Source organism: Kitasatospora sp. NPDC008050, from assembly GCF_042957465.1.
Lineage (GTDB): Bacteria > Actinomycetota > Actinomycetes > Streptomycetales > Streptomycetaceae > Kitasatospora.
In genome coordinates this window covers 255977-271158 of record NZ_JBIBIJ010000005.1, presented here as the reverse complement: position 1 = coordinate 271158, position 15182 = coordinate 255977, and the positions used below count along the sequence as shown (strand labels likewise).

General features: G+C 71.0%; 17 protein-coding genes and 3 tRNA genes. 16 read left to right on the top strand and 4 right to left on the bottom strand.

The genetic code is table 11. From position 1 onward, the window contains the following. Window positions 1–58 precede the first annotated feature (58 nt). A complete protein-coding gene (locus tag ACFZB9_RS12675) occupies window positions 59–1573 on the bottom strand; it encodes a hydrolase (RefSeq protein WP_391446328.1) in 1515 nt (504 codons plus the stop codon). Window positions 1574–1893: 320 nt separating this feature from the next. On the opposite strand from ACFZB9_RS12675, the gene ACFZB9_RS12670 reads away from it, so the two are divergent. The 6 genes from ACFZB9_RS12670 to ACFZB9_RS12645 all read left to right on the top strand — a co-directional run bounded on the left by ACFZB9_RS12670 (window position 1894) and on the right by ACFZB9_RS12645 (window position 4496). Next, window positions 1894–1966: transfer RNA gene (locus ACFZB9_RS12670), tRNA-Thr, on the top strand. A gap of 41 nt (window positions 1967–2007) precedes the next feature. Next, window positions 2008–2080 (top strand) — tRNA-Met (locus ACFZB9_RS12665). A gap of 83 nt (window positions 2081–2163) precedes the next feature. Continuing rightward, window positions 2164–2328, top strand: coding sequence for a 50S ribosomal protein L33 (gene rpmG, locus ACFZB9_RS12660; protein WP_006604855.1), 165 nt, complete (start codon window positions 2164–2166; stop codon window positions 2326–2328). A gap of 113 nt (window positions 2329–2441) precedes the next feature. Then, window positions 2442–2903: a MaoC family dehydratase N-terminal domain-containing protein gene (locus tag ACFZB9_RS12655; protein WP_391446326.1), complete on the top strand. Its 462-nt coding sequence runs from the start codon at window positions 2442–2444 to the stop codon at window positions 2901–2903. 4 nt (window positions 2904–2907) lie between these two features. Continuing rightward, the gene (locus ACFZB9_RS12650; protein WP_391446324.1) at window positions 2908–3330 is read left to right on the top strand and encodes a MaoC family dehydratase; all 423 of its coding nucleotides are present in this window, start codon (window positions 2908–2910) and stop codon (window positions 3328–3330) included. 119 nt (window positions 3331–3449) lie between these two features. After that, window positions 3450–4496, top strand: a complete 1047-nt coding sequence (locus tag ACFZB9_RS12645; RefSeq protein ID WP_391446322.1) for a UDP-N-acetylmuramate dehydrogenase — start codon at window positions 3450–3452, stop codon at window positions 4494–4496. 61 nt (window positions 4497–4557) lie between these two features. On the opposite strand, the gene ACFZB9_RS12640 is transcribed toward ACFZB9_RS12645, so the two are convergent. The 3 genes from ACFZB9_RS12640 to ACFZB9_RS12630 all read right to left on the bottom strand — a co-directional run bounded on the left by ACFZB9_RS12640 (window position 4558) and on the right by ACFZB9_RS12630 (window position 7188). Then, complete coding sequence (locus ACFZB9_RS12640) at window positions 4558–4782, bottom strand: hypothetical protein (RefSeq protein WP_391446321.1); 225 nt, start codon at window positions 4780–4782, stop codon at window positions 4558–4560. Window positions 4783–4817: 35 nt separating this feature from the next. Next, window positions 4818–5843, bottom strand: coding sequence for an adenosine deaminase (locus ACFZB9_RS12635; RefSeq protein ID WP_391446319.1), 1026 nt, complete (start codon window positions 5841–5843; stop codon window positions 4818–4820). A gap of 106 nt (window positions 5844–5949) precedes the next feature. Then, window positions 5950–7188 carry a pyridoxal phosphate-dependent aminotransferase gene (locus tag ACFZB9_RS12630; RefSeq protein WP_391446317.1) on the bottom strand — a complete coding sequence of 413 codons (1239 nt, stop codon included), beginning with the start codon at window positions 7186–7188 and terminating at the stop codon, window positions 5950–5952. A 239-nt stretch (window positions 7189–7427) separates the two neighbouring features. On the opposite strand from ACFZB9_RS12630, the gene ACFZB9_RS12625 reads away from it, so the two are divergent. From ACFZB9_RS12625 to rplL, 10 genes are all read left to right on the top strand, one after another. Beyond that, window positions 7428–7500, top strand: a tRNA-Trp gene (locus ACFZB9_RS12625). Window positions 7501–7663: 163 nt separating this feature from the next. Further along, window positions 7664–8035 carry a preprotein translocase subunit SecE gene (gene secE / locus ACFZB9_RS12620; RefSeq protein WP_391446315.1) on the top strand — a complete coding sequence of 124 codons (372 nt, stop codon included), beginning with the start codon at window positions 7664–7666 and terminating at the stop codon, window positions 8033–8035. A 221-nt stretch (window positions 8036–8256) separates the two neighbouring features. Further along, window positions 8257–9243, top strand: a complete 987-nt coding sequence (gene nusG / locus ACFZB9_RS12615; RefSeq protein WP_391446313.1) for a transcription termination/antitermination protein NusG — start codon at window positions 8257–8259, stop codon at window positions 9241–9243. Window positions 9244–9398: 155 nt separating this feature from the next. Further along, window positions 9399–9833, top strand: coding sequence for a 50S ribosomal protein L11 (gene rplK, locus ACFZB9_RS12610; RefSeq protein WP_266296769.1), 435 nt, complete (start codon window positions 9399–9401; stop codon window positions 9831–9833). Between the two features lie 70 nt (window positions 9834–9903). Continuing rightward, window positions 9904–10626 carry a 50S ribosomal protein L1 gene (gene rplA / locus ACFZB9_RS12605; RefSeq protein ID WP_391446311.1) on the top strand — a complete coding sequence of 241 codons (723 nt, stop codon included), beginning with the start codon at window positions 9904–9906 and terminating at the stop codon, window positions 10624–10626. A 247-nt stretch (window positions 10627–10873) separates the two neighbouring features. Beyond that, on the top strand, window positions 10874–11749 hold the full coding sequence (locus ACFZB9_RS12600; protein WP_391446310.1) for a hypothetical protein: 876 nt from the start codon (window positions 10874–10876) through the stop codon (window positions 11747–11749). Window positions 11750–11781: 32 nt separating this feature from the next. Continuing rightward, window positions 11782–12744 (top strand): hypothetical protein, encoded by a 963-nt coding sequence (locus tag ACFZB9_RS12595; RefSeq protein ID WP_391446308.1) that lies wholly within the window; start codon window positions 11782–11784, stop codon window positions 12742–12744. A 54-nt stretch (window positions 12745–12798) separates the two neighbouring features. Next, window positions 12799–13650 (top strand): hypothetical protein, encoded by an 852-nt coding sequence (locus ACFZB9_RS12590; RefSeq protein WP_391446306.1) that lies wholly within the window; start codon window positions 12799–12801, stop codon window positions 13648–13650. Window positions 13651–14004: 354 nt separating this feature from the next. Next, the gene (gene rplJ, locus ACFZB9_RS12585; RefSeq protein WP_391446304.1) at window positions 14005–14568 is read left to right on the top strand and encodes a 50S ribosomal protein L10; all 564 of its coding nucleotides are present in this window, start codon (window positions 14005–14007) and stop codon (window positions 14566–14568) included. Window positions 14569–14659: 91 nt separating this feature from the next. Further along, window positions 14660–15040 (top strand): 50S ribosomal protein L7/L12, encoded by a 381-nt coding sequence (gene rplL, locus ACFZB9_RS12580; protein ID WP_391446302.1) that lies wholly within the window; start codon window positions 14660–14662, stop codon window positions 15038–15040. Window positions 15041–15182 lie beyond the last annotated feature (142 nt).

The window sequence follows — 15182 nt, the reverse complement described above, 5'->3', positions numbered from 1 at the left end:
GCCGTGCCCCAGGGCGCCGGTCGTGGCGCCGGCCGTGGCGCCGGCCGTGGCGCCGGGCTCAGTGGTGGCCGCTCTGCCGCGGCAGCGCCAGTGCCACGGTGTCCGCGAACTCCCGTACCGCGCTGGTGCGGGAGACCACCCGGCCGCTGTGCACCACCAGGCGGCTGTGCCCACCGGAGAGCGCGCCGGCCAGGCTGTCCCCGCGCACCGCGAGCAGCTCGGCCGGGAACCCGGCGTCCACCCGTACCGCGGGCAGCCCCATCAGCTGCCTGGCCTGCCCGCTGATCGCCTCGTAGGCGGCGCCCACGCTCAGCGCGCCCGAGGCGGCCAGCAGATAGGCGGCCTCCAGCGGATCGGCCCGGCCGACCGGGTTGACCGCGTCCCGCAGCGCTCCGCTGCCCGCCGCCAGCGGGACCTGATGGAACGTCAACTCCGCTGTCACCGAAGGACTCAGGCCGCCGGGCGGACCGTCGGTGGCGCAGCAGGCGCCGTTCTGCGGCAGGCAGACCACCCGCAGTCCGGCCGCCCGCAGGCCCGCCGCGGAGCCCGCGGTGAGCAGATCGCACGGGCCCACCGCGACCCGCGGTCGCAGCGGCGCCAACAGGGCGGTGAGACGGGCCAGTTGGTCCGGGTCGCGGCCGCGCAGATGCAGGTCGACGGGGCAGTCGAAGTCGGTGGCCGCGGCCACCACGGTCTGCACGTAGCCGGCCGGGTCCGGATCCAGCTCCGGGCAGCCGCCCACCACGTCCGCGCCCAGCCGCAGCGCCTCGCGCAGCTGGGCCCGGCCCTCGGCGCCGGCCAGTCCGGTGAGCAGCCGGGGCACCGCCACCACCTGCAACTCGGCCAGCCCGCGCAGGGCCCCGCGCGCGGTGAGCACCGCCTCCAGCCGGCGCAGCCCGTGCGCGTCGCCGATCCGCACATGGGTGCGCTGGGCGGTGGCGCCGTAGCCGAGCGAGGTGAGCGCGGCCTCGGTGATCCGGCGCACCATCCCCCGGCCCTCGTCCTGGGGCGCCGCCGTGTCCTGGTCCTCGGCGGGTGGCCCGGCCAGCGGGGGCCGCGGCTCGGTGCCGCCGGTGGCCGTGCCGGTGAAGGCGGTGTCGTGGTGGGCGTGCGGCTCGGCGGGGGCAGGCAGCAGCAGGTAGCCGGTCAGGTCGATCCGGGCGCCGGCCGCGACCGCCGGCTCGCCGCCGCAGGCCGCACCGGCCGGCAGCGCGGACTGCGGCAGCGGCCCCAGGCTGCCGGCGGTGCCGACGGCCTGGATCCGGTCGCCGCTGATCCGTACGTCGACCACCCGCCCGTCGGCCAGCCGGGCGCCGCTGAGCAGCAGGACCGGGCCGTGGCCGAGCGGGTTGCCCGCGCCCGTGCCCGAGCCGCCCGCGCCCGATCCCGGCGTCCCGGGGCCCGGTCCGCCTTCGCCGCCCTGGTCGCCCGAGCCGGCCGGCCCCGAGCCGGAGGGTCCTGGGCTGGAGGGTCCTGGGCCGGCCGGGCCCGAGCCGGAGGGCTCCGAGCCGGCCGGTCCTGAGCCGGGCGGGCCGGGGTGCGGTCCGTCGGGGGAGGTGCTGTCCGGGCTCATCGGCGGGCTCCTTCCAGTCGTAGGCGCGGGCGGCCGCGGCCACCCGCGCCGCGCGGAAGATCACTGGCGGTCGAGCCTATGGTCAGCGCGGGCGTGGGGGGCGGAGGCTCGCGGCGGACCGGCCCGGTCGCGGCGGGCGCCGCCCGCAACCGCCGGAGGGGCCCGGCCGAGCCGGGTGCCGCCCGGCCCCCGGCACGGCCTCGAACGCCCGCCCTGGAGTCGCCGGCCCGTGCGAGCCGTCGACCTGCGATCTTGTGCTCCGGATACGGATTTCACCTCCGGCCCTGAAACGTGTAATCTCTTCCTCGTTCGGCCGGTTCGCCCCTATAGCTCAGTCGGTAGAGCGTCTCCATGGTAAGGAGAAGGTCTGCGGTTCGATTCCGCATGGGGGCTCTGGTGGTCGGGATTCCGCTCGTCGGGGTTCTGAGTACCAAAGCGGTGTAGCTCAGTTGGTAGAGCAAGCGGCTCATAATCGCTGTGTCACCGGTTCAAGTCCGGTCACCGCTACCCCGCGTAGTCGGTCGGGAGATCGAACTCCCGATCGGCTACTCTTGTTGTGTCATCACCCATTGTTCAAGGAAGGCACTCCCGTGGCTGCCACCGATGTCCGCCCGAAGATCACGCTGGCCTGCGTGGAGTGCAAGGAGCGGAACTACATCACCAAGAAGAACCGGCGTAACGACCCGGACCGTCTTGAGATGAAGAAGCACTGCCCGCGCTGCAACTCGCACACCGCCCACCGCGAGACCCGCTGACCCCGTAAGGCGTTTGCGGGCCTGGCAAGGCGTTCAGGTCTTAGGCTTCAGGCCGCACCCCATCGGGGTGCGGCCTGAAGTCGTTTCCGCACAACCCAATTGAGGAGTAGTCCATGGCGCTCGACGCTTCCTTCATCGGGCGGACCTACCCGCCCACCGAGGTGTACGAGGTGGGGCGGGAGAAGATCCGTGAGTTCGCCCTCGCGATCGGCGACGCGAACCCGCTGTACACCGATCAGGAGGCGGCCAAGGCGCTGGGCCACCCGGACGTCCTGGCACCGCCGACCTTCTCCTTCACCCTCAGCTACACGGCCGCCGCCCAGGTCGTGCAGGACCCGGACCTGGGGCTGGACTTCTCCCGGGTGGTGCACGGCGACCAGAAGTTCATCTACAGCCGCCCGCTGCGGGCCGGCGACCGGGTGCGGGTGCTGATCGGCATCGACAACATCAAGTCGCTGGCCGGCAATGACGTCCTCACCGTGCGTGGTGAGATCGTGGACGAGAGCGGCGAGCACATCGTGACGTCCGTCATGACCCTGGTCGCCCGGGCGGCCGACGAAGCAGCGGGGGAGTAGCACGATGGCTGTCAGCTTCGACGAGGTCGAGGTCGGGACCGAACTGCCCGCGCAGTCCTTCCCGGTGACCCGCGCCACTCTGGTGCGCTACGCCGGCGCCTCGCTGGACTTCAACCCGATCCACTGGGACGAGAAGTTCGCCCGTGAGGTCGGCCTGCCCGATGTGATCGGCCACGGCATGTTCACCATGGCCGAGGCGGTCCGGGTGGTCACCGACTGGACCGGCGACCCGGCGTCGCTGGTGGAGTACGGCGTGCGGTTCACCCGGCCCGTGGTGGTGCCGAACGACGGGACCGGCGCCGTGATCGAGGTCACCGGCAAGGTGGCCCAGCTGCTGGAGGACCGCCGGGTGCGGGTGGACCTGGTGGTCACCAGCGCCGGGCAGAAGGTGCTCGGGATGTCCCGCGCCGTGGTCCAGCTGAGCTAGCGCCGGTTCACCTCGCAGCGCGCCGCCCCCGGGACACGCCCGGGGGCGGCGCGTTCGCGTTGCGCCGTGCTGCCCGGGAGCGCCCTGGAGCGCCCGGGCCATCCATTACCGTGGAGCGCGTGCACGTGACCGAGAACGCCCCACTCGCCCCGTTGACCACCCTGCGGCTCGGCGGCCCCGCCCGCCGGCTGGTGACCGCCCGGACCGACGCCGAGGTGGTCGACGCCGTCCGGGCCGCCGACGCGGCCGGCGAGCCGCTGCTGGTGATCGGCGGCGGCAGCAACCTGGTGATCGGCGACGGGGGCTTCGACGGCACCGTGCTGCGGATCGCCACCACCGGGTTCCAACTGACGGGCACCGTGCTGGAGCTGGCGGCCGGCGAGGTCTGGGCCGAGGCGGTGGCCCGCACGGTCGAGGCGGGCCTGGCGGGCATCGAGTTCCTGGCGGGCATCCCCGGCTCGGCCGGTGCCACCCCGGTGCAGAACGTCGGCGCCTACGGCCAGGAGGTCGCGCAGACCATCACCGAGGTGGTCGCCTACGACCGCCACGAGCGCGAGACGGTCACCCTGCCCGCCGCCGACTGCGCCTTCGGCTACCGCCACAGCCGCTTCAAGGCCGACCCCGAGCGCTATGTGGTGTTGCGGGTCCGGTTCGCCCTGGAGGCGGCCGACGGGGCCTGCAGCCCGATCCAGTACCCCGAGGTGGCCAGGACCCTCGGGGTGGCGGCGGGCGAGCGGGTGCCGCTGCGCACCGCCTTCGAGACGGTGCTCGCGCTGCGCGCGGGCAAGGGCATGGTGCTCGACCCGGCCGACCACGACACCTGGTCCGCGGGCTCCTTCTTCACCAACCCGCTGCTGACGCCGGATCAGTACCAGGACTTCCAGCGCCGCCTGGCCGAGCGCGAACTCACCGCGCCCGCCTGGCCCGCGGCGGACGGCCGGACCAAGACCTCGGCGGCCTGGCTGATCGACCGGGCCGGCTTCGGCAAGGGCTACGGCAGCGGCCCCGCGACCCTGTCCACCAAGCACACCCTGGCCCTGACCAACCGCGGCCGCGCCAGCACCGAGGACCTGCTCACGCTGGCCCGGGAGATCCGCGACGGTGTGCACGCCGCCTTCGGCGTGCACCTGGTCAACGAGCCGGTGATGGTCGGCGTCGAGCTCTGACCGTCGGCCGAGAGGCCCCTGCGCGGGGCGCGCGGCCCAGAGGGTCCGCCGGCGGACCCTCTCAGGCGCGCGCCCTGCGGACCACCAGCCACACCACCAGGGCTATCAGGGCCAGCAGGACGAAGAGCGTCAGGCCGAGCCCGCCGCCGTGCGTGCTCCGGTAGTAGTAGCTGCGGTGCACGACGGTCACGTGGTGCACCACGTGGTGGGTCGTGGTGCTGTGGGTCGTCGTGGTGTGCGTGGTGGTGTGGGTGGTGCCGTGGCCGGTGCCGTGATGCGAACTCATGGGGCGTCAGCCTTCCATGGCCGCCACCGGGCCGGTCAAGCAGATTCTGATGTCAGCCAGGTGTCGATCTCGCCGAGCAACTCCTTGCGGACGCCCTCCGGCGCCCGGGAGCCGCGGATCGACTGCCGGGCCAGCTCGGCCAGTTCCTGGTCCGAGAAGCCGTGCACGGTCCGCGCCAGTTCGTACTGGGCCGCCAGCCGGGAGCCGAAGAGCAGCGGGTCGTCGGCGCCCAGCGCGAGCGGGACCCCCGCCTCGAACAGCGCCCGCAGCGGCACCGCCGCCGCTTTCTCGTAGACGCCGAGCGCCACGTTGGAGGCCGGGCAGACCTCGCAGGTGATCTGCCGGTCGGCCAGCCGCTGGAGCAGCCGAGGGTCCTCGGCCGCCCGCACCCCGTGGCCGATCCGGCCCGCGCCCAGGTCGTCCAGGCAGTCGCGCACCGAGTCGGGGCCGGCCAGTTCACCGCCGTGCGGGGCCGCCAGCAGCTCACCCTTGCGAGCGATCGCGAAGGCCCGGTCGAAGTCCCTGGCCATACCGCGCCGCTCGTCGTTCGAGAGCCCGAAGCCCACCACGCCCTGGTCGGTGTAGCGCACCGCGAGCCTGGCCAGCATCCGGGCGTCCATCTCCGACTTCATCCGGTTCGCCGCGACCAGCACCCGGATCCCCACGCCGGTCGCTGCCGAGGCCTCCCGCACGGCGTCCAGGATCAGCTCCAGGGCCGGGATCAGTCCGCCCAGCCGCGGGGCGTAGGAGGTCGGGTCGACCTGGATCTCCAGCCAGCGCGAGCCGTCCGTCACCTCGTCCTCGGCGGTCTCCCGGACCAGGCGGCGGATGTCCGCCTCGTCGCGCAGGACCGAGCGGGCGGTGTCGTAGAGGCGCTGGAACCGGAACCAGCCGCGCTCGTCGGTGGCCCGCAGCTTGGGGGGAGTGGCGGAGATCAGCGCCTCGGGCAGTCGGACCCGGTGCTTGTCGGCGAGCTCCAGCAGTGTGGCCGGACGCATCGAACCGGTGAAGTGCAAGTGGAGATGGGCCTTCGGCAGCGCCCTGATGTCTCGCTGTTCCATTCACGAATCCTGCCGCATGCACCCCCTCGACGGGAACCGCCCCCGTCGGATCCCTCGCAAGGGTGACGGGGGCGGTGTGCGCCGCGATGACGCGGGCCTCAGGCGGTCAGTCCCGCGCCTCGCCCAGCAGCTTCTGCATCCGGCTGACGCCCTCGGCGAGGTCGGCGTCACCCAGCGCGTAGGACAACCGCAGGTAGCCGGGGGTACCGAAGGCCTCGCCCGGGACCACGGCGACCTCGGCCTCGTCCAGGATCAGCGCGGCCAGCTCGGCGGAGGTCTGCGGCCGCTTGCCGCGGATCTCCTTGCCCAGCAGGCCCTTGACCGACGGGTAGACGTAGAAGGCGCCCAGCGGCTCGGGGCAGACCAGGCCGTCGATCTCGTTGAGCATCCGCACGATGGTCTGCCGGCGGCGGTCGAAGGCGACCTTCATCTCCTCGACGGCCGACAGGTCGCCGCTCACCGCGGCCAGCGCGGCCCGCTGGGCCACGTTGCTCACGTTGGAGGTGGCGTGCGACTGCAGGTTGGCCGCGGCGGCCACCACGTCCTTGGGGCCGATCAGCCAGCCCACCCGCCAGCCGGTCATGGCGTAGGTCTTGGCCACACCGTTGACCACGATGCACTTGTCGGCGAGCCCGGGCACCAGCACGGGCAGCGAGCTGAAGGTCGCGTCGCCGTAGACCAGGTGCTGGTAGATCTCGTCGGTGAGCACCCACAGGCCGTGCTCGAGCGCCCAGCGGCCGATCGCCTCGGCCTCGGCCTCGGTGTAGACCGAGCCGGTCGGGTTGGACGGCGAGACGAAGAGCACCACCTTGGTGTTCTCGGTCCGGGCCGCCTCCAGCTGGGCCACCGAGACCTTGTAGTCGGTGGTCTCGTCGGCCACCACCTCGACCGTGACGCCGCCGGCCAGCTGGATCGACTCGGGGTAGGTGGTCCAGTAGGGGGCCGGGACGATGACCTCGTCGCCCGGGTCCAGGATGGCCGCGAAGGCCTCGTAGATGGCCTGCTTGCCACCGTTGGTCACCAGCACCTGGGAGGCGTCCACCTGGTAGCCGCTGTCGCGCAGGGTCTTCGCCGCGATGGCCGCCTTGAGCTCGGGCAGGCCGCCGGCGGGCGTGTACCGGTGGTTCTTCGGGTCCTGGCACGCCTCGACGGCGGCGGCGACGATGTAGTCCGGGGTCGGGAAGTCGGGCTCACCGGCCCCGAAACCGATCACCGGGCGGCCGGCCGCCTTGAGGGCCTTGGCCTTGGCATCGACGGCGAGGGTGGCCGACTCGGCGATGGCGCCGACCCGGGCGGAGACCCGGCGGTCGGCGGGGCGGACGTTGGCGGGGGAGGAAGCGCTCATATGTGCATCGTCGCAGAAGCCGGCGGGCCGCCGGGGGGTCGTTTCACCATCCGTACGCGTCCGGTCCACCTGGTGACCGTGCCGGTACCGGCCCGAGGTAAGAGGTTCGACCAAACGCCGTTGAACCCGTACACTCACTGATCGACGGCACCGCCGCACCACGATGATCGGAAGCGTTCAACACGCGGACGGTCAGATGGGGTAGGTTGGTCGTCGACTCCGGAGCCGCGAGGCACCGAAGGGTACTAGCTCAATTGGTAGAGCACCGGTCTCCAAAACCGGCGGTTGGGGGTTCAAGTCCCTCGTGCCCTGCTGCTTGATCCTTGTCCAGCCCGTTCGCTCCACAAGAGCGAGCGGGCTTGACGCGGAAAGGGCGCAAGTTGTTCAACACATCCATTCAGCACTGCGCCGGATCGCCCGTGCTCTCATGGCACGTCGGTGACCTTCGGCTGGACCCGGATTCAGGTGAGGACGAGTGACGGAGACCACGGGCTCCACCGCAACGCCTGAGAGCGGCAACCCCGAGGGTGCCGAGGACGCGGTCGACACCGCCGAGGGCACTGCGAGCGAGGGTGGCAAGGCTCTCTCCCGCCGTGAGCGCAAGCGCGCCAACCGCGAGTCCGGTAGCGGCAAGACGCCCGGCAAGCGTGCCAAGGCAGGTCTGTTCGCCCGGATCGGGCTGTACTACCGGCAGATCATCGCCGAGCTTCGCAAGGTCGTCTGGCCGACCAAGAGCGAGCTGATGAACTACACCAGCGTCGTGGTGGTCTTCGTGGCCGTCATGATCGGCTTGGTCGCGACCCTGGACTGGGGCTTCGCCAAGGCCAGCTTCTGGATCTTCGGCTGATCCAGCCCCCACAGCATCACCACTCGACCCGGTCGGACCTCCGAGCACCAACGGGGGACCGTCCGGGTCGAGCTGTCGCCGCCGTGCGGACGAGCCCGCTACCGTTGACTGGGTACTGTTGAGACTTCGAGTCGTGCCACCCGCGCCCGCGCCCACGGGCCCGTGGCGGGCGCGCCCCGGAGCCGTACCATCTCCACACCTCCAGGAAAGAAGCAGCCACCGTGTCTGAGTCCCCTCTGTACGACGCCGACGAGACCGTCAGCGAGGCGGATGTCGCCGCCGAGCTGGACGCGGCTGAGGCTGCCGACGCCGAGGCCGACTTCGCCGAGCCCGCCGCGTACTCGGACGACGACGAGCAGGCCACCGACGGCGAGCAGATCGCCGACGCGGTGGACGGCGACGAGGACGAGCTCGAGGCGGCCGACGAGGCCGAGGCCGGGGAGCCCGCCGAGGAGGCCGCGCTGCACGAGGTGAGCGAGGCCGACGCCGAGGTCGACGCCGACGCCGAGGCCGACGTGGAGGACGAGGCCGAGGTCGAGTCCGAGGTTGAGGCCGCCGACGACGCCGCTGCCGAGGAGGCCGTCGAGCTGGTCGAGGAGCAGGTCGACCCGGTCGCCAAGTTCCGCGAGGAGCTGCGCACCCTGCCCGGCGAGTGGTACGTGATCCACACCTACGCGGGCTACGAGAACCGGGTCAAGCAGAACCTGGAGCAGCGCGCCGTCTCGCTCAACGTCGAGGACTACATCTTCCAGGCCGAGGTGCCGCAGGAGGAGGTCGTCCAGATCAAGAACGGCGACCGCAAGACGATCCGGCAGAACAAGCTCCCCGGCTACGTGCTGGTCCGCATCGACCTGACCGCCGAGTCCTGGGGCGTCGTGCGCAACACCCCCGGCGTCACCGGCTTCGTGGGCAACGCCTACGACCCGTACCCGCTGACCCTGGACGAGGTCGTCAAGATGCTCGCCCCCGACGTCGAGCGCGCCGCCGCGAAGGAGGCCGGCAAGCCCTCGCCGGTCCGCCCGGCCGAGATCCAGGTGCTCGACTTCGAGGTCGGCGACTCGGTCACCGTCACCGACGGCCCGTTCGCCACCCTGCAGGCGACCATCAACGAGATCAACCCGGACTCGAAGAAGGTCAAGGGCCTGGTCGAGATCTTCGGCCGGGAGACCCCGGTCGAGCTGTCGTTCGACCAGATCCAGAAGAACTGACACAGGTCTTCGGATTCGGGGTGGGGGCCTCCCCACCCCGAATCCGTTTTGGCCGGGCAGCGCATCCGCGTTAGCCTGGTCCGCTGTGTGTACGCATACCCGGGTGTCGCCCCGGAGCCGTGCACACGTCCATCGAAGGAAGGACCCGGAGAGACATGCCTCCCAAGAAGAAGAAGGTCACGGGGCTTATCAAGCTCCAGATCAACGCCGGTGCGGCCAACCCGGCCCCGCCGGTCGGCCCCGCGCTGGGTCAGCACGGCGTCAACATCATGGAGTTCTGCAAGGCCTACAACGCCGCGACCGAGTCGCAGCGTGGCATGGTCGTGCCGGTGGAGATCACGGTCTACGACGACCGCAGCTTCACCTTCATCACCAAGACGCCGCCGGCCGCGCGCCTCATCCTGAAGGCCGCGGGCGTGGAGAAGGGCTCCGGCGAGCCGCACAAGACCAAGGTCGCCAAGCTGACCTCGGCCCAGGTGCGCGAGATCGCCACCACCAAGCTCCCCGACCTGAACGCCAACGACCTGGACGCCGCGGAGAAGATCATCGCGGGTACCGCCCGGTCCATGGGCATCACCGTCGAGGGCTGAAAACCCCCTTCCGTTCAGTGGTAGGGCCAGCGCGGCCCGTACACCACAACTCCACCCTTCAGGAGCAGCAGTGAAGCGCAGCAAGGCCCTCAAGGCCGCGGACCTCAAGGTCGACAGCGACCGCCTGTACGCCCCGCTCGAGGCCATCCGCCTCGCCCGGGAGACCTCCACCTCCAAGTTCGACGCGACCGTCGAGGTTGCCATGCGCCTGGGTGTCGACCCGCGCAAGGCCGACCAGATGGTCCGCAGCACCGTCAACCTGCCGCACGGCACCGGTAAGACCGCCCGGGTCCTGGTCTTCGCGACCGGCGAGCGTGCAGCGGCTGCGGAGGCTGCGGGTGCCGACATCGTCGGCTCCGACGAGCTCATCGACGAGGTTGCCAAGGGTCGCCTGGACTTCGACGCCGTCGTCGCCACCCCGGACCTCATGGGCAAGGTCGGCCGCCTGGGCCGCGTGCTCGGTCCCCGTGGTCTGATGCCGAACCCGAAGACCGGCACCGTCACCCCGGACGTGGCGAAGGCTGTCACGGACATCAAGGGCGGCAAGATCGAGTTCCGCGTGGACAAGCACTCGAACCTGCACTTCATCATCGGTAAGGCCTCCTTCACCGACGAGCAGCTGGTCGAGAACTACGCCGCCGCGCTCGACGAGATCCTGCGGGCCAAGCCGTCCGCCGCCAAGGGCCGCTACATCAAGAAGACCGCGGTCTCCACCACCATGGGCCCCGGCATCCAGGTGGACCCGAACCGCACCCGCAACCTCCTCGTCGAGGAGGACCCGGCGTCGGTCTGACGCCGAGCGAGCTTGCGAGCGAGGTGTCAGGACCAGCCTCACCGCACAGCGTCGGTCTGACCTCTTCTGGTCCGATCCGTGCCGGTCTGACCTGATCCAGGTCTGATGCTCTGTCAGGGCCCGCACTCCGCAAGGAGTGCGGGCCCTGACGCGTTCCGGCTGGGAACCGAATTCCCTTTCCCCCGTGTCTTCACCCTCGGCTAGAGTCCGCAGGTCATCGGTAAGACGTACAAAAGGGGGAAACGTCGTGCGCAGTACGCGCATCGCAGTGGCGCTGGCTGTTCCGGCCGTGCTGGTCGGTTCACTGACCGCTTGCAGCAGCAGTAGCAAGAGCTCCACCGGCTCGGGCGGTGCGGCCGCCGCCGCGTCCGGTGCCGCCGCCGCTGGTGGGTCGGACCTCGGGTCGAAGGCGGCGCTGCTGGAGTCGGCCGCCGTGATGCAGAAGGCCGGCAGCGCCGACGTGGCCGTCAGTTCGAGTGACAGCTCCTCGGGCAACGGCACCGGCGTGTACGCCTGGGGCACCAAGCCGGCCCTCGACCTGGCCGAGCAGGAGTCCGGGAAGACCATCAAGTTCCGCCTGGTGAACGGTGGTTCGTACCTCGGCGTGGCGGACGACCAGGCCGCGCTGCTCGGCGGCAAGCACTGGGTCGACCTGAACGCCGGCAGCGGCAGCACCATCGGCGACCCGTTCACCGCGCTCGCCGTGCTGATGGACCCGACCGCCGAGCTCACCGTCGCCGCGCAGAACGGCACCCTCAGCAAGGTCGGTTCGGAGCAGGTGGCCGGCGCCGCCACTACGCACTACCGCAGCACGATGCAGGCCACCGACCTGGTCGGCAAGATGCCGAGCCTCAGTGACGCCCAGCGCAAGGCCGCCCTGCAGGTGGTCGCCGACGGCGGTTCGACCGTCATCACCGACTTCTGGGTGGACGGCAAGCACCAGCTGCTCCAGATGACGGAGCAGAACGTCGACGGCTCCTCGCCGAGCAGCGCCGGCGCCGGCTCCAACGCGAGCACCGTCAAGTACTCGAACCTCGGCGTGAAGGTCAGCGTCAGCGCACCCGCCGCGAGCGACCAGGCCGACCCGGCCGCCGCGGCGAAGCTGATCAGCAGCCTCGGCTGACCACCCGCAGGGACCCCGGGGAGGGGATTCGCATGACCAGTACCCGTATTCGCACCCTCGCTGCCGCGGCCGCGGTGGCCGCCCTGACCGCGGGCCTGGCGGCCTGTGGCCCGGACGAGTCGGCCGGCGGCAAGGCCAAGGCCGCCGCCAGCGCCGCACCTGCGGCGATCAGCCGTGTCCCCGAGGCCGCCCAGCCGCCGGCCGCCGTCACCCCGGCCGCCTTCCTCCAGCAGGTCGGCGACAAGAGCAGCGCCCAGAAGTCGGCCAAGGCCGTCGAGGTGATCAAGACCCAGACCGGCCAGATCACCAGCCAGGGCGCCATGTCCTGGGCGAACGGCCTGACCGGCTCGATGACGATGCAGCTGCCGTCCGCCGTGGCGGGCAAGCTCGGCACCAGCGGGGCGGCGGACGTCGTCTACCAGGCCGACGCGATGTACGTGAACATGCACCTGCCGCAGTCGATGCTCTCCCAGATGGGCGGCAAGCACTGGTTCAGGTACTCCTACGACGACCTCGCCAAGGTCATGGGCCCGGCCGGGGACAGCCTCAAGGACGGCCTGAAGAACGCCGACCCGGTGGCGACGGTCCGCGCGGCGATCGCCTCCGGCAAGGTGACCGAGGTCGGCAAGGAGAGCCTCAACGGGGCGCAGGTGACCCACTACGCGGCCGACCTGACCCTCGCCCAGATGTCCGGACAGGGCACCTCGCTCACCCAGGACCAGATCGACGCGGTGCGCCAGCAGCTGAAGAGCCAGGGCATCACCAGCGCCCACTACGACGTCTGGGTGGACGGCCAGGGCCTGCTGGTCAAGCAGGAGACCAAGTCCCAGAGCGCCAACGGTCCGATCGACGTCACCGTGAGCTACTCCGACTACGGGACCCAGGTCACGGCCACCCCGCCGCCGGCCGAGGACACCATGGACGCGGCCCAGCTGCTCGCCCAGGCGGCCAAGCAGCTGGGGCAGCCGGGGCAGACCCAGCCCGCCGCAGACTGATCAGGGGACGCGTGGCACTCTGAGGAAGACGGACCGGACCGGGAGGTGATGAGCGTGGCGCGACGGCGCACGGCGGGTGCCGCGGCGGTGGCCGCCGCGCTCATCGCCGCTCTGGCCGCCTGCGGCGGCCCGGCCGGCGGCGCGGTGACGCTGCCCACCTCGCCGGCCCCGTCCATCGGCTCCGCCTCGCCCACGGACAAGCCGACCGACCGCTCCCCGCAGGGTGTGCTGCTCTCGGCCGAGCAGGTGCTGCAGACCGCCCGCCGGGCCAAGCTCAGCTACCGCTTCGACACCCCGGACGGGAAGAGCGACAGCGCCGACGGCTCGCTCTACTGGGCGCCGCGCACGATCATGCAGCTCACCAAGACCAATCCGGGTGCCACCGACCAGCTGATCGTCATGGACACCGTCAGCTACCAGGGCGGTGACGCGGCCACCGCGGCCCGGCTCGGCGGCAAGCACTGGGTGAAGTCGCCCGAGGTGCTGGGCCCCGACGGCCACCCGGTGACCCCGTTCGCCGCCCTGGTCGACCAGCTCAACCCGCTGGAGGCGGTCACCGCCGCGGCCAACGCCCCCGATCTGCGCAAGCTGGGGGAGGAGAAGCTGGGCGACAGCACCGTGGAGCACTACACGGCCAGCCTCTCGGTGGCCGACTACGCCGCCGCCCAGCAGAACCTGCTCACCGCCGACCGCCGGGACTCGCTGGCCGCCACCCTGGGCCAGGGCGGGGTGACCACGCTGACCCTGGACCTGTGGCTCAACGACAAGGACCAGCTGGTCCAGCTCCAGCGCGGCGGCACCGGCACCAAGGGCGACCTGAACCAGGTGATCCAGTACAGCGAGTTCGGCGGCAACCTCGCCGTCCAGGCCCCGGCCGAGAGCGACACCCAGGGCGGCGGCTCCTGAGCGGCGGGCTCTCCCGCTCATTGGATTTGGCGTTCCCGCACATCGCCCCGTACGCTGAAACCTGCCAAAGACCGCTGGTTGTCGTGGCGTGTCCGTAAGGGGACGTTCGACCGAAGGATCTGCGCTTCGTCGCAGGCAGCCCGCGCAGGAGTGTTTGGAGCTTGGACTTCCGGTTCGCACGGTTTCGTGCGTCCGTCGAGGTCTGTACTGAGCCCCGTGCGCCTGCGCACCGGGGCTTTTCCCGTTCTCCGCTGAGACTTTCTCCGCGTAGGCGCCCTTCTGGTGGTCCGAGGCAGTGTAGGTCGACTTGTCCAGGTCGGCCGACCTCGACATCACGGAAGGAGGCGTAAGCCTATGGCAAGGCCCGACAAGGCTGCTGCCGTCGCGGAGATCGCGGACAAGTTCCGTTCCTCCAACGCGGCCGTGCTGACCGAGTACCGCGGTCTGACGGTGAAGCAGGTCAAGACTCTGCGTCGCTCGCTGGGTGACAACGCCCAGTACGCCGTGGTGAAGAACACGCTGACCAAGATTGCGGCCAACGAGGCCGGGATCACTGAGCTCGACGACCAGTTCACCGGTCCGACGGCTGTCGCCTTCGTCACCGGTGACCCGGTGGAGTCGGCGAAGGCTCTGCGTGACTTCGCCAAGGAGAACCCCGCTCTCATCATCAAGGGCGGTGTCCTTGACGGTAAGGCGCTGACCGCCGATGAGATCAAGAAGCTCGCGGACCTCGAGTCCCGCGAGGTTCTGCTCGCCAAGCTGGCGGGTGCCATGAAGGCCAAGCCCTCCCAGGCTGCTGCGCTCTTCCAGGCCCTGCCCTCGAAGCTCGTCCGCACCGTGGACGCGCTGCGCGAGAAGAAGGCCGAGCAGGGCGGTGCCGGTACGCCGGCTCCCGCCGAGGACGCCGCCGCCGAGTGATCGGCGACGGGCTGACGCCCTCGCTGCGGGCCCGCGCCCGCCAATCCCGTACATCCGGCACCACCTGCCGATTTAGTGGAAGGACGCCATCATGGCGAAGCTGTCCCAGGACGACCTGCTCGCGGAGTTCGAGGGCATGACCCTGATCGAGCTCTCCGAGTTCGTGAAGGCCTTCGAGGAGAAGTTCGACGTCACCGCCGCCGCTCCGGTTGCCGTTGCCGCCGCTGCCGCCCCGGGTGCCGTTGAGGCCGTCGAGGAGCAGGACGAGTTCGACGTCATCCTCGATGGTGCCGGCGACAAGAAGATCCAGGTCATCAAGGAGGTGCGCACCCTGACCTCCCTCGGCCTGAAGGAGGCCAAGGACCTCGTTGACACCGCCGGCGCCAAGGTGCTGGAGAAGGTCGCGAAGGACGTTGCCGAGAAGGCCAAGGCTGCCCTCGAGGCCGCTGGCGCCAAGGTCACCGTCAAGTGACTTCTCGCTCCTGAGTGAGCACGCTCCTGAGTGAGCACTTCGGCCGGGCCGGTCACCCCTCGCGGGGTGGCCGGCCCGGCCTTTTGTGTCGGTGCGGGCCGGTAAGGTGATCACGTTCGATCCCGGTGATCATCGACCGGCG